The following is a 13,500-nucleotide window of genomic DNA, read 5'->3' on the forward strand; positions in this document are numbered from 1 at the left end:
TTATGTCATCCGTTTTGGTTGCGACGCATGCACCCGGTGAATGAGTTCGGCAACAGCCTTGTAAAACACCGGTGGAATCACACTATCGACCGAGACTTGTGCAAACATGGAGCGTGCAAGCGGCGGATCTTCGAAGACCGGAACACCGTTTTTCTCCGCAATCTCACGGATTTTGAGGGCAACCAGGTCCTGGCCCATTGCTACGACCACGGGGGCGTCGCTCTCCTCGCGGACATAACGCAAGGCGACGGCATAGTGGGTCGGGTTGGCGATGACGAGCGTGGCGCGCGGCACAGACGAGATCATGCGCTTGCGCGCCCGGTCGCGTTGCATCGAGCGCAGGCGCGATTTGACGATCGGGTCGCCCTGCGCCTGTTTCATTTCCTCCTTCACTTCCTGCTTGGTCATCATCAGTTCGGTGTACCAATGGTGCCGCGACCAGAAGAGGTCGGCGATCGCCAGCACAGCGGTCGACAGCAGAATGACGATCATTATCTCGTTGAGGTCGCTCGCCATCGTCGAGAACATCGTGACCGGATCAGAAAACATCAGGTCGAGCGTGGCGAAATAGTCGTTCCAGAGCACCAGAACGACGACGACTGACACGATGATGATCTTGAACAGCGACTTGCCGAATTCGACCAGGCCCTGGATGCCGAAGATCCGCTTGAGCCCGGCCATCGGCGAAACCCGATTGAGCTTTGGCTGGATGCGGTCGAGAACCGGCACGGGCAGGTTCTGGAAGATGGAGGCGCCGACGCCGAAGACGATGAGCAGGACGAAAGCCGGGACAACCAGGGCTGTCGATTTCCAGATAAGATGGGTGATCAGTGCCACGACGTCGGTGGCGTTTTCCAGCCGCCAGGCCTCCGGTTGCTCGAAGATATCCTTGAGCGCTTCGGTGAGGGTGGCGACGCCGTCGGTCAGGAAGAAGACGAAGAAAATGTAGATCGCGAGCGTCGATGCGAACATCGTGGCTTCACGAGAAAAGGGCACGTTACCCTTTTCGGCGGCGTCGGAGATCTTCTTCTCTGACGGGGCTTCTGTTTTGCTGTCTTTATCCTGATCGTCCGACATGAGACAGGACGGCTCCCGGTTCCTCTACAGCGACGCGCGTCCGGCGGACATACGCCCTGCATTGCGCCTCCTGTAGTGGACCGAGCGCGGGAACCAGGCAAGAGTTGAGCCCCGGCATTCGCCGGGGCTCAACAGAAATTACCCTTTGGGGAGCGGTAGCCCGGCCGCTTTGTGCGGCTCGTCAGACGGAGGCAGGCCTCAGGCCGCCTGCACGTCCTTTTCCTTGAGCTCGAGCTGTCCGTTCGCAGCCAACCTGATGGCTTCCTGCGTGATCGAGCGGCGTGCGATGGCGATATCGCGCGGATTGATGCCGGCATCGCCCATGGCGAGATCGGACTCGATCATGCGGCGCTGGCGCGCGCCGATCGAGGCGAGTACCGATTCGCGCAGTTCCGACGTCGAGCCGCGCAGCGCCATCGTGATGATGTCGGTCGACACGTCGTTGAAGAGCTGAACGCGGCTGCGCTGTGGCATGTAGAGCACGTCGTCGAAGAGGAAGATCTTCGGGCGTACCTTGTTGGCGGAGGCGGTGCTGAGCGATTCGAGCGAGGCGAGCAGCGTATCGACCTGCGGCTTGTCGAGTTCGTTCATCACCTCGGCGATCTTGGCCGGGCCCGCCGAATTGCGTTCCGCTTCCATCTCGCCGATCATTTCCATGACGCGGTTTTCGATGATCGCAGCGGCCTTCGGGTTGACGTCCTTCATGTTGACGGCGCGCTTCAGGATGTCCGGGCGCTGTTCTTCCGACAGCTGCAGCAGCACCTTGGCGCCGAAGCTGGAAGGCATCATCGACAGCACGTAAGCGATTGTCTGCGCATGTTCCTTGGCAAGCTGGACGGAAACGGCAACCGGGTCGCACTCCTGGAGGCGATCCCAGATGTTGGCTTCGTAGGACTGGAAGGTGGCGCGTCGGCCGAGCAGGCCATCGACTTCGTCCGGCGTCAGGCCTTCTTCGAGAATGCTCTCGATCGCCTTGGCGTTGTCCATGAGGCCGGCACCCTCGGTGAAGAGGTCTTCGAACTCGTTGACGAGCGCTTCGAGCTCATGCGGCGGAATGGCGCGCAGCGACTGCGCCGAGGCGATGATCGACTGCAGCTCGCTCTGGGTGAAGAACTTCAACAGCTTGCTGGCGACGCCCTTGCCCATGGCAAGCAGAACGGCCGCCGCCTTGTCCGTCTGGCTGAGCGGCCTTGATAGCGCCTGAGCCTCGAAACTTTCGAAATCCATCATGGATTCATCCTTCGCCCAATCATTGGGCCCTACGACTTCTTATTGCCCTTGATCTCGATGAGTTTGACGCCGAAGCGGGTATCGTCGCCTTCGAGAACGGTAATTTCGCCACGGCCGATCACGCGACCGTTGACCATGATCTCCACCGGCTCGCCGATGCGGCGATCCAGCGCGATCGTTGCGCCTTCGCTGAGGTTCATGAGGCCCGAAACCTGCATCCGGCTCGAGCCGAGCACGATCTGGACGTCGATCGGAATGTCCATGATCAGGTCGAGATTGGCGTTCATGCCGCTGCCGGGCGGTGTATCGACGGCCACATCAGCGCTGTCGAAGGACGTCGCGGCAAAATCCGTGCCGCCGAAGTCGCTCGTCGCGGCCGCGCCGCCGAGGTCGGCGCCGAAGTCGCTGGAGCCGAAATCGCCGCCGAATGCGTCGAGGCCGCCAGCGGCCGGTGCGCCAAAATCACTGCCGAAATCGGTCGTGCCAAGCGTTTCGGCGCCGAATTCGGAGCCGAAAGCATCAGGCGTGTCGGAATCCTGCTTCAGGACACCGCGCAGGTCATTGATCGCCTGGTCGAGTTCCATGTCTCCGACAGCGACTTCGGCCTGTTCGTTGATGGGTGCTTTTTTGGGTGCCATGTGAGAACTATTCCAGTTGAAGCTTGCCTCAGGCATGCTGCGAGCGCGCGGCAGGCCGATTTAACTCATGATGTGGCGAAGGATGTCCTGTTCGGATCCGTGCGTATCCTTGACCCGAACCGTGTATTTCGATCCGGCGCGCCCGAATTCGCAGACATAGAGGTCGCGGCCATTGGCGTTGACGTCGACGCGAACGTCCTGGGCGTCGAGGAAGGGAATGACGTCGCCCGGTTGCAGGCGGCTGATCGTGTCGAGCGTCAGGCTTTCGAGCCGGATGCGCGCCTCGATCGTCACCGCCGAACGGCGAACCTGTTCTTCCAGCTGCTCCGTCCACTCGGCCTTCGCCTTGCGCTGCTGTCCGCTTCCCTTGGGGAAGACGATCGTTGTCTTCAGAAGCACGCTTTGCGGAACGATGATCGAGAAGGTGGAAAGCACGGGGCCGAAGCCGATCGTCATGTCGATGGCGCCGGCGTGAACGTCCTCGATCATCGGATCGGGCTTGGCGCGCGCCACGCTGTTGAGCGGGCGTTCGACGATCGGCTCGAAACCGCCGGGGGCATTGACGGCGGTCCTGAGCACGTCGGCGATCTTCTCGAACAGCGGCACGGCCACGTCGATCTCGATCTGGGAGAGCGCGCGCGGCTGCGGCTCTTCGATGCCGGCGGGCTCGGCGCCGAGCAGCGCCTCCACCAGAGCGATGATGATCGGGCTGTCGCAGCCGATCTGAAAGTCCGTGCACCAGTTACGCAGCGAAACCTCGCTGATGAGCACGCCGGTGCCCATCGACGCGATCAATTCGCGGCGCATGCCGGTCCGATGGCCGGCATAGCCGATGGTGATGTCGAGACCCGTCTCCGCTCGGCAGATATCCGGCAGGAATTCGCCGAAGACCTGGCCGAGTTCGAGGGCCAGTCGGCCGATCACCCGGTCGTCGCCGAGCGCGCCGGTCATGCGCGCCAGAAGTTTACGGTCGAATGCGTGAACGTTGGAGGTCATCAGATCAAGCCGCCTTGCTTTCGCCGCCGCCACCGGGGTTCATCATTTCCTGCTCGACTGCGTCGATCGACGGACGCTCGTAGGCCGAGATGGTCTTGCGGCCATATTCGAGAGCAACCTGCGGAACCGAACCGTTCATGTAGGCAAGCAGCGTCTGCTTGACGATGATGTAGAGGCGGTTCTGCTTTTCACGCACCGATTTGACGTTGGCGACCAGCGGCGCGACGATCGAATAGGAGAGAAACACGCCGAGCAGGGTGCCGACGAGGGCGGCCGCGATCTTGGCGCCCAGAACTTCCGGCGCCTCGCTGATAGCACCCATCGCCTTGATGACGCCGAGAACGGCTGCGACGATACCGATCGCCGGGAAGGCGTCGCCCATCGTGTTCAGCGCGTGATAGCACTTCATCTTGTCGTGGGTGATGGTCTGGATTTCCTCGTCCATCAGCGCTTCGATCTCGTGCGAACGGGCGTTGCCGATGATGATCAGGCGCACGTAATCGCAGATGAAAGCGGTCAGTTCCTTGTTCTTCAGAACCGTCGGGGCCGACTGGAAGATCGAAGATTCCTCGGGGTTGTCGATGTGGCTTTCGATCTCGTTGCGCGACTTGGTGCGCAGGTCGCGCATCAGCGAATAGAGAACGCCGAGTGTGTCGAGATATTCGCGCTCTTTCGGCACCTTGTGGCGAAAGGCTTCGCCGAGCGCCTTGCCGGTATCCTTCACCACCTTCATGGAGTTGGCCATGATGAAACCGCCGACGCCGGCGCCACCGATGATCAACAGTTCGAAGGGCTGGTTGAGGACTTCCATGTGGCCGCCCATCGCCAGATAGCCGCCGAGGATACAGCCGAACGTCACAAGAAGCCCGATGATGATATTCATTTTCGATACCTGCCGCGATCTTATTTTCCGCTAACGGGATACGGTTTCATCCTTGCGTGAGGCTGGCCGGTCCTGGCGACAAGGCCACCTGGCGGAACAGGTTCGCGCAAGGCTGTCCGGTCAGGATTTGTCAGGGCAGGCTCAGGGGCTGCCTGTCTCATTCCGGCAGGGGCGGAGCGATCGTGACCACGACCTATACGAGCTACAAGCTGATTACGGCCGACTTGACGAAGTCGCTGGCCCGCGTTGCCGAGCAGCCGGATGTGGCGCGCGAGACCGCGTACTATCTGTCGAAGATCGGCGACGTCAAAACGATCGACGACTTCTTTGCCGATACCCGCCTCTACAATTACGCGATGAAGGCGCATGGCCTGGAAGACATGGCCTATGCCAAGGCCTTCATGCGCAAGGTGCTGACCGAAGGCGTCGACAACGAAGATGCCTTTGCCAACAAGCTGACCGACAACCGTTACAAGCAGCTCGTCGAATCGCTGAATTTTGCCGCCCACGGCGCGGCCGCCACATCCTTCGACCGTGCGCAGAAGGGCGTCGCAGAAAAATACACGCGCCAGACCTTGGAACAGGACGCAGGCGAAGAGAATGCCGGCGTCAGGCTTGCCCTTTATTTTTCGCGCATGGCGCCGACGATCAACAGCGGCTACGCCATCATCGCCGATGAGGCGATTGCCCAGGTGGTGCGCACGGCCCTGCAGCTGCCCGACGAATTCGCAGCGACCAATGTCGATCGCCAGGCCGAAACCTATGAACAGGCGCTCGATTTCAAGGACTTCCAGGACCCGACCAAGGTAGCCGAGTTTCTCGACCGGTTCACCGCGCTCTGGGAAACCAAAAATTCAACGGACGGTTATGATCCGCTCGCGGTCTTCGGCTCATCGAGCGGCTACGGCATTTCTTCCGATCTTCTCCTGTCCATCAACAGCCTGAAACTCGGGGGAAACTGAGCGTGCAAACCGGTCTTTACGTCGCGATTTCGTCGCAGATGGCGCTTGAAAAGCGCCTCAATACGCTTGCCGACAACATCGCGAACGCCAACACCGTCGGCTTCCGCGGCACCGAGGTGAAGTTCAACGAGATGCTCGGCGACACGAAGCCGACCAAGGTTGCCTACGTCAACAAGGGCGAGGAGTTCCTGAACACCAGCAACGGTTCGCTGACGCGCACCGGCTCGGCGCTCGACTTCGCCGTCAAGGGCGATGCCTGGTTCCAGATCGAGACGCCCGCCGGCCCGGCGCTGACGCGCGACGGGCGGTTCACGCTGACGGATACCGGCGAACTCGTCACCATTCGCGGCTATCCGGTTCTCGACGCCGGCGGCGCGCCGATCCAGCTCAACGGCAACGGCGGCGACATCACCGTCGGCGCCGATGGTGCGCTTCACCAGAACGGTGTCGCGGTCGCCTCGCTCGGCCTTTACGAGGCCGATTTCAGCAAGGGTTTCATCCGTCTCGACAACAGCGCCGTTCAGCCGGCGGCACAGGTCGAGCCGGTCGTCGACCGTTTCGATGTAGGCGTCATGCAGGGCTTCCTCGAGGAGTCCAACGTCAATGCCATTCAGGAAATGTCGCAGCTGATCATGGTCACCCGCGCCTTCGACAACATCACCGCCCTGCTGCGCGACAGCGAAGGATCGCTCGAAGAAGCGGTCAAGACGCTTGGCGGCAGCCGCTAATCTGTGACGGACATCGGCATGCAAAGCGAAGGCCAGAAAACGAGCACGGGATCGACATCTCTGGCGGCACTTGCCGGCCTGGTCGAACGCTATGCCAAACCCGAATTCTCGATCGCGCCCGGCGGTCACGTCCAGACGATCTCGCCTGGCCACTATACGGTGACTGGCCTGTCGCGGCATGTCCGGCTCGGCGATTTCGTCGCCCACAAGAGCGTCACCGGAACCCATCTCGGCGAGGTCGTTCGGGTCGAGCCGGAGCGGGTGGTCGTCTGCCCGATCGAGCCCGGCGATCCGATCGGCATCCACGACACGGTCATTCGCAAGGGCGCCTTCCGTGTCGCGCCGACCGACCAATGGTGCGGCCGCGCGATCAATGCGCTCGGCGAGCCGATCGATGGTCTCGGACCTCTCCAGCAGGGCGACGTGCGCCGCTCGATCACCAACACCGCGCCGCCGTCGATGACGCGCAAGCGAGTCGAGAAGGGCTTCCTGACCGGCGTGCGCGCGATCGACATTTTTTCGCCGCTCTGCCTTGGCCAGCGTCTCGGCATCTTTGCCGGTTCGGGCGTCGGTAAGTCGACGCTGCTCTCCATGCTGGCGCGCGCCGATGCCTTCGACAAGGTGGTGATCGCGCTGGTCGGCGAACGTGGCCGTGAAGTGCGCGAATTCATCGAGGATACGCTGGGCGATAATCTGGCGAAGTCCGTCGCGGTCGTCGCGACCAGCGACGAAAGCCCGATGCTGCGCAAGATGGCGCCGCTGACCGCCGTCACCATCGCCGAGCATTATCGTGACAACGGCGACAATGTTCTTCTGATCGTCGACAGCGTCACCCGCTTCGCCCACGCGATCCGCGAGGTCGCAACCGCGTCCGGCGAGCCGCCGATCGCGCGCGGCTATCCGGCCTCGGTCTTCACCGAACTGCCGCGCCTTCTGGAGCGCGCCGGCCCCGGCACCGAAGGCGCCGGCACGATCACGGCGATCATCTCCATCCTCGTCGACGGCGACAACCACAACGATCCCGTCGCCGACTCGACGCGCGGTATCCTCGATGGGCACATCGTGCTCGAGCGCAGTCTTGCGGAGGAGGGGCGGTATCCGCCGATCAATCCGCTCGCCTCTATCTCGCGCCTGGCGCGCAAGGCCTGGACCCCCGACCAGGAGAAGCTGGTCTCGCGCCTGAAGGCGCTGATCCACCGCTTCGAAGAGACCCGCGACCTTCGCCTGATCGGCGGCTATCGCCCGGGTGGCGATCCGGATCTCGACATGGCGATCAAGCAGGTGCCGGTCATCTACGAGGTACTGACGCAGACCGCCGGTGAGCGCCCGGCACAGGATGCCTTTTCCGATCTCGCCAACGCGCTGAAGGCGGCGGCGATGGGCAATCAGCCGGGTGCGAGAGCGAGGTGATGACCATGACCGATTATGATGCGGACGAGATGGTACATCAGCGCAAGCGCAGCCGCATGCCGATGACCGACAAGTTCCTGGCCGCGACCGGCGTGGCGCTTGCCGCTTTCGCGACCTTCTTTCCCTGGTATGCCTTCTTCCACCAGGACAAGTTCACCATGCCGCCTTTGTGGCAGGGCTCTACCCGTGATCTGCCGGAACGCACCGCGCGCAACGTCGTCTCGGTTTCTCCGCTCGCCATGCCCGACGCGGACGGCGACACCGTGGCCGCCATCGACCAGTTGACGACGGCGACCGTGCCGGGCATCGGCGCTGGTCCGGGACCGGAAGGTACGGCTGCCGAAGAGGGACTGTCGCAGCCCTTTCCCGGCAAGTCCGGCTTCAAGCTGATGCATGTCGCCAACGGCCGGGCGCTGATCGAGGATGCCAGCGGCATGTATATCGTGCGCATCGGCTCGGTTCTGCCCGACAACACGCGTCTTGCCACGCTCGAGCAGCGGGATGGCCACTGGGTCATGATCACCTCGTCCGGCGAAATGTACCAGGCCAACTGACGTAGACCCGCATTCCTTGCCCGTGACCGCCGCGCCATCTCTGACGGATGACGCGGCTTTCCGTCTTTTGCAGGCGATCTCCGACAGCAGAGGCCCCGATCCCTTGGGCATCGCTTTCCGACGAAAGTCCCACGCAAGATTACCGGCCTAGGTTCGCATCACCAAGCATGGAGCTTTTGATGCAACCGATTCAGCTTTTCGAACTCGCGTCCCGGCAGGCCCAGTGGCTGACCGTTCGCCAGAACGTGGTGGCCGGCAACATCGCCAATGCGAACACGCCGCACTACAAGGCCAAGGACGTCAAGCCGTTCGAAAGCGTGCTGCAGGACGCCGGCATCCAGATGGCGGCGACCAACAAGATGCACTTCACGGACGGCCTCGCAGCCTCTCAGGTGGCTGAAGTCGGCATGGTCGACGGTGTGCAGATCCAGCAATCCGGCAACAGCGTCGCGATCGAGCAGGAAATGATGAAGACCGGCGAAATCAAGCGCGACTACGAGCTCTCCGCCGGCCTTGTGAAGGCCTTTCACCGAATGATGCTAATGGCGGTACGGAAGTAAGAACCATGGATCCATTGACCTCGGCCCTCAAGGTATCGGCCTCCGGCCTGCAGGCGGAATCGACTCGCCTGCGCATCGTCTCCGAAAACATCGCCAACGCCCGCTCCACCGGCGATACGCCGGGCGCGGATCCCTATCGCCGCAAGACCATCAGCTTTGCAGCCGAAGTGGACCGCGCAAGCGGCGCCTCGCTGGTCGAGATTGAGCGGCAGGGCACGGACGATTCGGATTTCAACATCGAGTTCGATCCGGGCAATCCGGCCGCCAACGAAAAGGGCATGGTCAAGCTGCCGAACGTCAACATCCTGGTGGAGATGGCCGATATGCGCGAAGCCAACCGCGCCTATGAGGCGAACCTCCAGACCATCAAGCAGTCCCGCGACCTGATTTCCCAGACAATCGACCTGTTGAGAGCCTCGCAATAATGATCGATGCAGTTAAATCCCTCGGCGCCTTCTCGGTCACCAAAGAGACCGACGGCACCCACTCCACGTCATCCTCGTCGTCGATCTTCGGCATGCCGGCCGCCACCCAGGGCGTGCCGCAGGGGCAGAGCTTCGCTTCGGTTCTCGGCGACATGGCAAGCGACGCCATCGGCGCCATGAAGAAGGCCGAAGGCATGTCACTCGACGGCATTCGCGGCCAGGCAAACACCCGTGAGGTCGTCGATGCGGTGATGAGCGCCGAACAGTCGCTGCAGACCGCGATCGCGATCCGCGACAAGGTGGTCACCGCCTACCTCGAAATCGCGCGCATGCAGATCTGAAGGAACGAGACATGAAGGCCCTTTCCATTGCCGCCACCGGCATGAACGCCCAGCAGCTGAACCTCGAAGTCATCGCGAACAACATCGCGAACATCAACACGACGGGTTACAAGCGCGCGCGCGCCGAGTTCTCCGATCTGCTTTATCAAACCGAACGCGCCCAGGGCGTGCCGAACCGCTCCAACCAGGCGATCGTTCCGGAAGGCGCGATCATCGGTCTCGGCGTGCAGACGGCGGCCGTACGTAACCTTCACATCCAGGGCAGCATGGTTTCGACCGGCAACGAGTACGACCTGGCGCTGATCGGTCGTGGCTGGTTCCAGGTCGAGACGCCCGATGGCGAGACAGTCTATACCCGTGCCGGCGCCTTCAACAAGAATGCGCAAGGCCAGCTCGTGACGATCGACGGCTACACCGTTGTTCCGGGCATCACCGTTCCGCAGGACGCGACCGACATCGTCTTCACGAGCTCCGGCCAGGTGATGGTGCGCATCGGCAACGACCCCGCCATGCAGGAAATCGGCCAGCTGACGATCGCCAACTTCGTCAACGAGGCGGGCCTCGAGCCGCAGGGCGAAAACCTCTTCAAGCAGACGCCGGCCTCCGGCGACGCGATCGTCGGCACGCCTGCCGATCCGGGCTTCGCGCAGATCAAGCAGAAGTATCTCGAAGCGTCCAACGTCGATCCGGTCAAGGAAATCACCGACCTGATCTCGGCGCAGCGCGCCTACGAGATGAACTCCAAGATCATTCAGGCCGCCGATGAAATGGCGGCCACGGTGAGCAAGAACCTCAGGTAACGAAAGAGGGGGCAAACATGACGTTTCGCCGATCCGCAGACATCAAGGCTTCGAAGGCCGGCCGCGCCAGCGCGCGGCGGCTGGTGGCTGGCGCGCTCTTCGCCGCCGCTTTCCTGTTGCCTTCGGCAGGTTATGCGGAACGGTTGACGGCGGTGATCCCCACGCAGACCATCTATCCGGGCGAAACCGTCGATGCGAGCCGCGTCGAAGTCGTCGACGTCACCAACCCTGATCTCGCCGACGGCTACATCAGAACCCTGGGCGAGATCGACGGCAAGGTCACCAAGCGCACGCTTCTTCCCGGCCGGGTGATCTTGGCGAGCGCGCTTCGCGAGCAATATGCCGTCGAGCGCGGTTCGACCGTGCGCCTCGTCTTTAGCAATGGCGGCCTGACCATCAGCGCTGCCGGATCGCCGCTCCAGGACGCCGCCGTCGGCGAACTGATCCGGGCGCGCAACATCGATACCGGCGTCATCGTTTCCGGAACGGTGATGGCCGACGGCACTGTCCATGTGGTGGCGAAATGAAAATGCTTGCATGCAAATGGTTCCTGTCGCTGGCTGTCGCGTTCTCCATGGCGCTGACGCCCGCCTTCGGCGCATCCAGGATCAAGGACGTCGCCTCGCTTCAGGCGGGCCGTGACAACCAGCTTATCGGATACGGCCTCGTCGTCGGCCTGCAGGGCACGGGCGACAGCCTGCGCTCGTCGCCGTTCACCGACCAGTCGATCCGCGCGATGCTGCAAAATCTCGGCATCTCCACCCAGGGCGGCGAGTCCCGGACGCGCAACGTCGCGGCCGTACTGGTGACGGCGAACCTGCCGCCTTTCGCCAGCCCCGGCAGCCGCGTCGACGTGACCGTCGGCTCGCTCGGCGACAGCACGTCGCTGCGCGGCGGCACGCTGGTCATGACCTCGCTTTCGGGTGCAGACGGCCAGATCTATGCGGTCGCGCAAGGCTCCGTCGTCGTCACCGGCTTCAACGCGCAGGGCGACGCCGCAACCCTCAACCAGGGTGTCACGACGTCCGGTCGCGTGCCGAACGGCGCCATCATCGAGCGTGAGCTGCCGTCGAAGTTCAAGGACGGCTTCAACCTCGTGCTGCAGCTGCGCAATCCTGATTTCTCGACCGCCGTCGGCATGGCCGCAGCGATCAACAAATACGCGGCCCAGCAATATGGCGGCCGCATTGCGGAAGCGCGCGACAGCCAGGCCGTTCTCGTCGAAAAGCCGAAGATGGCGGACCTCGCGCGGCTGATGGCCGACATCGAAAACATCGTCATCGAGACCGACGTGCCTGCGCGCGTCGTCATCAACGAACGCACCGGCACGATCGTCATCGGCCAGGATGTCCGGGTCAACGAGGTGGCGGTCAGCTACGGAACATTGACCGTGGAAGTCAGCGAGACGCCGACAGTGGTGCAGCCGCTGCCCTTCTCGCGCGGGCAGACGGTGATGGAACCGAACACGACGATCAACGCGCAGTCCGACGGCGGCACGGTGGCGATCCTCAACGGTTCGAGCCTTCGCTCGCTCGTCGCCGGACTCAACAACATCGGCGTCAAGCCGGACGGCATCATCGCCATCCTGCAGAGCATCAAGACGGCCGGTGCCCTCCAGGCGGAGCTCGTGCTGCAATGATCGCAAACGACAATCATTCTCTCGGCCGGACCCGCAGGCTGCTGCTCGCCGCGGCGGCTGTCGCGTCCATGCTTTCGATGCCGGGCGCCTTTGCCCAGGACGTCACGGCGCCGCCCGCAAGCGACGCGACCCAGAACGAGATCCAGCAGTTCTGCACCAACATCGCCGACGCCGCGCGCGACCAGCGTTATGTGCTGCAGCGCAAGGATCTCGAAACGCTGCAGGCAAGCATCGACGAGCGCATCGCCACGCTCGAAAAGCGCCGCGAGGAATACGAAGACTGGCTGAACCGCCGCAACGATTTCCTGAAACAGGCGGAACTCAACCTCGTCGGCATCTACAAGACGATGAAGCCGGACGCAGCCGCCGGCAAGCTTGAGATGGTGAGGCCCGAGATTGCCGCCGCCATCGTCATGCAGCTGCCACCGCGCCAGTCATCGCTGATCCTGAGCGAAATGAGCGATGAGAAGGCGGCGATCCTTACCAACATCATCTCGAGCGCCAGCGACCCGAACACCTCGAAGGAACCATCATGAAAACGCGTCTAACGGCTATACTGACCGGGGCCGCCCTCCTTGCGGGATGTCAGAACCAAGCGCTCAACGAAATCGGCCGCGCGCCGTCGATGAGCCCGATCGGCAGCGGTCTGCAATATTCGCAGACGCCGCAGCTCGCCATGTATCCGAAGCAGCCGCGCCAGATGGTGAATGGCTATTCGTTGTGGAACGACCAGCAGGCAGCGCTCTTCAAGGACGCGCGCGCGATCAATGTCGGCGATATCCTGACGGTCGACATCAAGATCAACGAAGGCGCAACCTTCGACAACAAGACGGACCGTAGCCGCAAGAACTCGAGTGGCTTCAACGTCGGCGCCAGCGGCAAGTCTCAGACGAGCGATTTCGGCTGGTCCGGCGACCTGAAATACGGCTCGAATACCAAGACCGAAGGTGACGGCACGACGGAGCGTTCGGAAAAGCTGCGGGTGCTCGTTGCCGCCGTTGTCACCGGCGTTCTCGAAAACGGCAACCTGTTGATCAGCGGTTCGCAAGAAGTGCGGGTCAACCACGAGCTGCGCATCCTGAACGTCGCCGGTATCGTCCGGCCGCGGGACGTCGATGCCGACAACGTCATCTCCTACGACCGCATCGCCGAGGCGCGCATCTCCTATGGCGGCCGTGGTCGCCTGACCGAAGTGCAGCAGCCGCCCTACGGCCAGCAGTTCATGGATCTATTTTCGCCGATCTGATCGGCAGGGAA

Annotated in this window: 17 protein-coding genes; 12 read left to right on the forward strand and 5 right to left on the reverse strand. The window is 62.5% G+C overall.

Going from position 1 to position 13,500, the window contains the following annotated elements; genetic code table 11:
• The 5 genes from flhB to motA all read right to left on the reverse strand — a co-directional run bounded on the left by flhB (window position 1) and on the right by motA (window position 4,824).
• On the reverse strand, window positions 1–1,077 hold the full coding sequence (flhB, locus tag FA04_RS01325; RefSeq protein WP_034796927.1) for a flagellar biosynthesis protein FlhB: 1,077 nt from the start codon (window positions 1,075–1,077) through the stop codon (window positions 1–3).
• A gap of 198 nt (window positions 1,078–1,275) precedes the next feature.
• Window positions 1,276–2,307, reverse strand: a complete 1,032-nt coding sequence (gene fliG / locus FA04_RS01330; RefSeq protein ID WP_034796925.1) for a flagellar motor switch protein FliG — start codon at window positions 2,305–2,307, stop codon at window positions 1,276–1,278.
• Window positions 2,308–2,336: 29 nt separating this feature from the next.
• Complete coding sequence (gene fliN / locus FA04_RS01335; RefSeq protein WP_034796923.1) at window positions 2,337–2,945, reverse strand: flagellar motor switch protein FliN; 609 nt, start codon at window positions 2,943–2,945, stop codon at window positions 2,337–2,339.
• Between the two features lie 60 nt (window positions 2,946–3,005).
• Window positions 3,006–3,941, reverse strand: a complete 936-nt coding sequence (locus FA04_RS01340) for a FliM/FliN family flagellar motor switch protein (protein ID WP_034797578.1) — start codon at window positions 3,939–3,941, stop codon at window positions 3,006–3,008.
• A gap of 4 nt (window positions 3,942–3,945) precedes the next feature.
• Window positions 3,946–4,824, reverse strand: a complete 879-nt coding sequence (gene motA, locus FA04_RS01345) for a flagellar motor stator protein MotA (RefSeq protein WP_034796921.1) — start codon at window positions 4,822–4,824, stop codon at window positions 3,946–3,948.
• A 182-nt stretch (window positions 4,825–5,006) separates the two neighbouring features.
• On the opposite strand from motA, the gene FA04_RS01350 reads away from it, so the two are divergent.
• From FA04_RS01350 to flgH, 12 genes are all read left to right on the forward strand, one after another.
• On the forward strand, window positions 5,007–5,786 hold the full coding sequence (locus FA04_RS01350) for a DUF1217 domain-containing protein (protein ID WP_034796919.1): 780 nt from the start codon (window positions 5,007–5,009) through the stop codon (window positions 5,784–5,786).
• 2 nt (window positions 5,787–5,788) lie between these two features.
• Window positions 5,789–6,514, forward strand: coding sequence for a flagellar basal-body rod protein FlgF (gene flgF / locus FA04_RS01355; protein WP_034796916.1), 726 nt, complete (start codon window positions 5,789–5,791; stop codon window positions 6,512–6,514).
• A gap of 18 nt (window positions 6,515–6,532) precedes the next feature.
• Window positions 6,533–7,924 carry a flagellar protein export ATPase FliI gene (fliI, locus tag FA04_RS01360; protein WP_034797576.1) on the forward strand — a complete coding sequence of 464 codons (1,392 nt, stop codon included), beginning with the start codon at window positions 6,533–6,535 and terminating at the stop codon, window positions 7,922–7,924.
• A complete protein-coding gene (locus FA04_RS01365; protein WP_034796913.1) occupies window positions 7,924–8,478 on the forward strand; it encodes a hypothetical protein in 555 nt (184 codons plus the stop codon). The genes fliI and FA04_RS01365 overlap by 1 nt, the downstream gene beginning before the upstream one ends.
• Before the next feature lie 179 nt (window positions 8,479–8,657).
• Window positions 8,658–9,038: a flagellar basal body rod protein FlgB gene (gene flgB, locus FA04_RS01370; RefSeq protein ID WP_034797574.1), complete on the forward strand. Its 381-nt coding sequence runs from the start codon at window positions 8,658–8,660 to the stop codon at window positions 9,036–9,038.
• A 5-nt stretch (window positions 9,039–9,043) separates the two neighbouring features.
• Window positions 9,044–9,463, forward strand: a complete 420-nt coding sequence (gene flgC / locus FA04_RS01375) for a flagellar basal body rod protein FlgC (protein WP_034796910.1) — start codon at window positions 9,044–9,046, stop codon at window positions 9,461–9,463.
• Window positions 9,463–9,804, forward strand: coding sequence for a flagellar hook-basal body complex protein FliE (gene fliE / locus FA04_RS01380; RefSeq protein ID WP_034796908.1), 342 nt, complete (start codon window positions 9,463–9,465; stop codon window positions 9,802–9,804). Before flgC ends, fliE begins: the two co-directional genes overlap by 1 nt.
• A gap of 11 nt (window positions 9,805–9,815) precedes the next feature.
• Complete coding sequence (gene flgG / locus FA04_RS01385) at window positions 9,816–10,604, forward strand: flagellar basal-body rod protein FlgG (protein WP_034796905.1); 789 nt, start codon at window positions 9,816–9,818, stop codon at window positions 10,602–10,604.
• A 17-nt stretch (window positions 10,605–10,621) separates the two neighbouring features.
• Window positions 10,622–11,131, forward strand: a complete 510-nt coding sequence (gene flgA, locus FA04_RS01390; protein WP_051659364.1) for a flagellar basal body P-ring formation chaperone FlgA — start codon at window positions 10,622–10,624, stop codon at window positions 11,129–11,131.
• Window positions 11,128–12,243, forward strand: coding sequence for a flagellar basal body P-ring protein FlgI (locus FA04_RS01395; RefSeq protein ID WP_034796902.1), 1,116 nt, complete (start codon window positions 11,128–11,130; stop codon window positions 12,241–12,243). Before flgA ends, FA04_RS01395 begins: the two co-directional genes overlap by 4 nt.
• Window positions 12,240–12,779 (forward strand): MotE family protein, encoded by a 540-nt coding sequence (locus tag FA04_RS01400; RefSeq protein WP_034796899.1) that lies wholly within the window; start codon window positions 12,240–12,242, stop codon window positions 12,777–12,779. The genes FA04_RS01395 and FA04_RS01400 overlap by 4 nt, the downstream gene beginning before the upstream one ends.
• Entirely contained in the window at window positions 12,776–13,489 is a 714-nt protein-coding gene (gene flgH / locus FA04_RS01405) for a flagellar basal body L-ring protein FlgH (RefSeq protein WP_034796898.1), read from the forward strand. Before FA04_RS01400 ends, flgH begins: the two co-directional genes overlap by 4 nt.
• Window positions 13,490–13,500: the final 11 nt, after the last annotated feature.

This window comes from Ensifer adhaerens, from assembly GCF_000697965.2.
Lineage (GTDB): Bacteria > Pseudomonadota > Alphaproteobacteria > Rhizobiales > Rhizobiaceae > Ensifer > Ensifer adhaerens.

Bases quoted from the DNA above. Each gene is read 5' to 3' on its own strand.
- flgB (WP_034797574.1), top strand. From the start codon at position 8,658: ATGCAACCGATTCAGCTTTTCGAACTCGCGTCCCGGCAGGCCCAGTGG.
- flhB (WP_034796927.1), bottom strand. From the start codon at position 1,077: ATGTCGGACGATCAGGATAAAGACAGCAAAACAGAAGCCCCGTCAGAG.
- fliG (WP_034796925.1), bottom strand. From the start codon at position 2,307: ATGATGGATTTCGAAAGTTTCGAGGCTCAGGCGCTATCAAGGCCGCTC.
- FA04_RS01395 (WP_034796902.1), top strand. From the start codon at position 11,128: ATGAAAATGCTTGCATGCAAATGGTTCCTGTCGCTGGCTGTCGCGTTC.
- FA04_RS01340 (WP_034797578.1), bottom strand. From the start codon at position 3,941: ATGACCTCCAACGTTCACGCATTCGACCGTAAACTTCTGGCGCGCATG.
- flgH (WP_034796898.1), top strand. From the start codon at position 12,776: ATGAAAACGCGTCTAACGGCTATACTGACCGGGGCCGCCCTCCTTGCG.
- fliI (WP_034797576.1), top strand. From the start codon at position 6,533: ATGCAAAGCGAAGGCCAGAAAACGAGCACGGGATCGACATCTCTGGCG.
- flgG (WP_034796905.1), top strand. From the start codon at position 9,816: ATGAAGGCCCTTTCCATTGCCGCCACCGGCATGAACGCCCAGCAGCTG.
- FA04_RS01400 (WP_034796899.1), top strand. From the start codon at position 12,240: ATGATCGCAAACGACAATCATTCTCTCGGCCGGACCCGCAGGCTGCTG.
- flgA (WP_051659364.1), top strand. From the start codon at position 10,622: ATGACGTTTCGCCGATCCGCAGACATCAAGGCTTCGAAGGCCGGCCGC.
- flgC (WP_034796910.1), top strand. From the start codon at position 9,044: ATGGATCCATTGACCTCGGCCCTCAAGGTATCGGCCTCCGGCCTGCAG.
- FA04_RS01365 (WP_034796913.1), top strand. From the start codon at position 7,924: ATGACCATGACCGATTATGATGCGGACGAGATGGTACATCAGCGCAAG.
- fliE (WP_034796908.1), top strand. From the start codon at position 9,463: ATGATCGATGCAGTTAAATCCCTCGGCGCCTTCTCGGTCACCAAAGAG.
- fliN (WP_034796923.1), bottom strand. From the start codon at position 2,945: ATGGCACCCAAAAAAGCACCCATCAACGAACAGGCCGAAGTCGCTGTC.
- motA (WP_034796921.1), bottom strand. From the start codon at position 4,824: ATGAATATCATCATCGGGCTTCTTGTGACGTTCGGCTGTATCCTCGGC.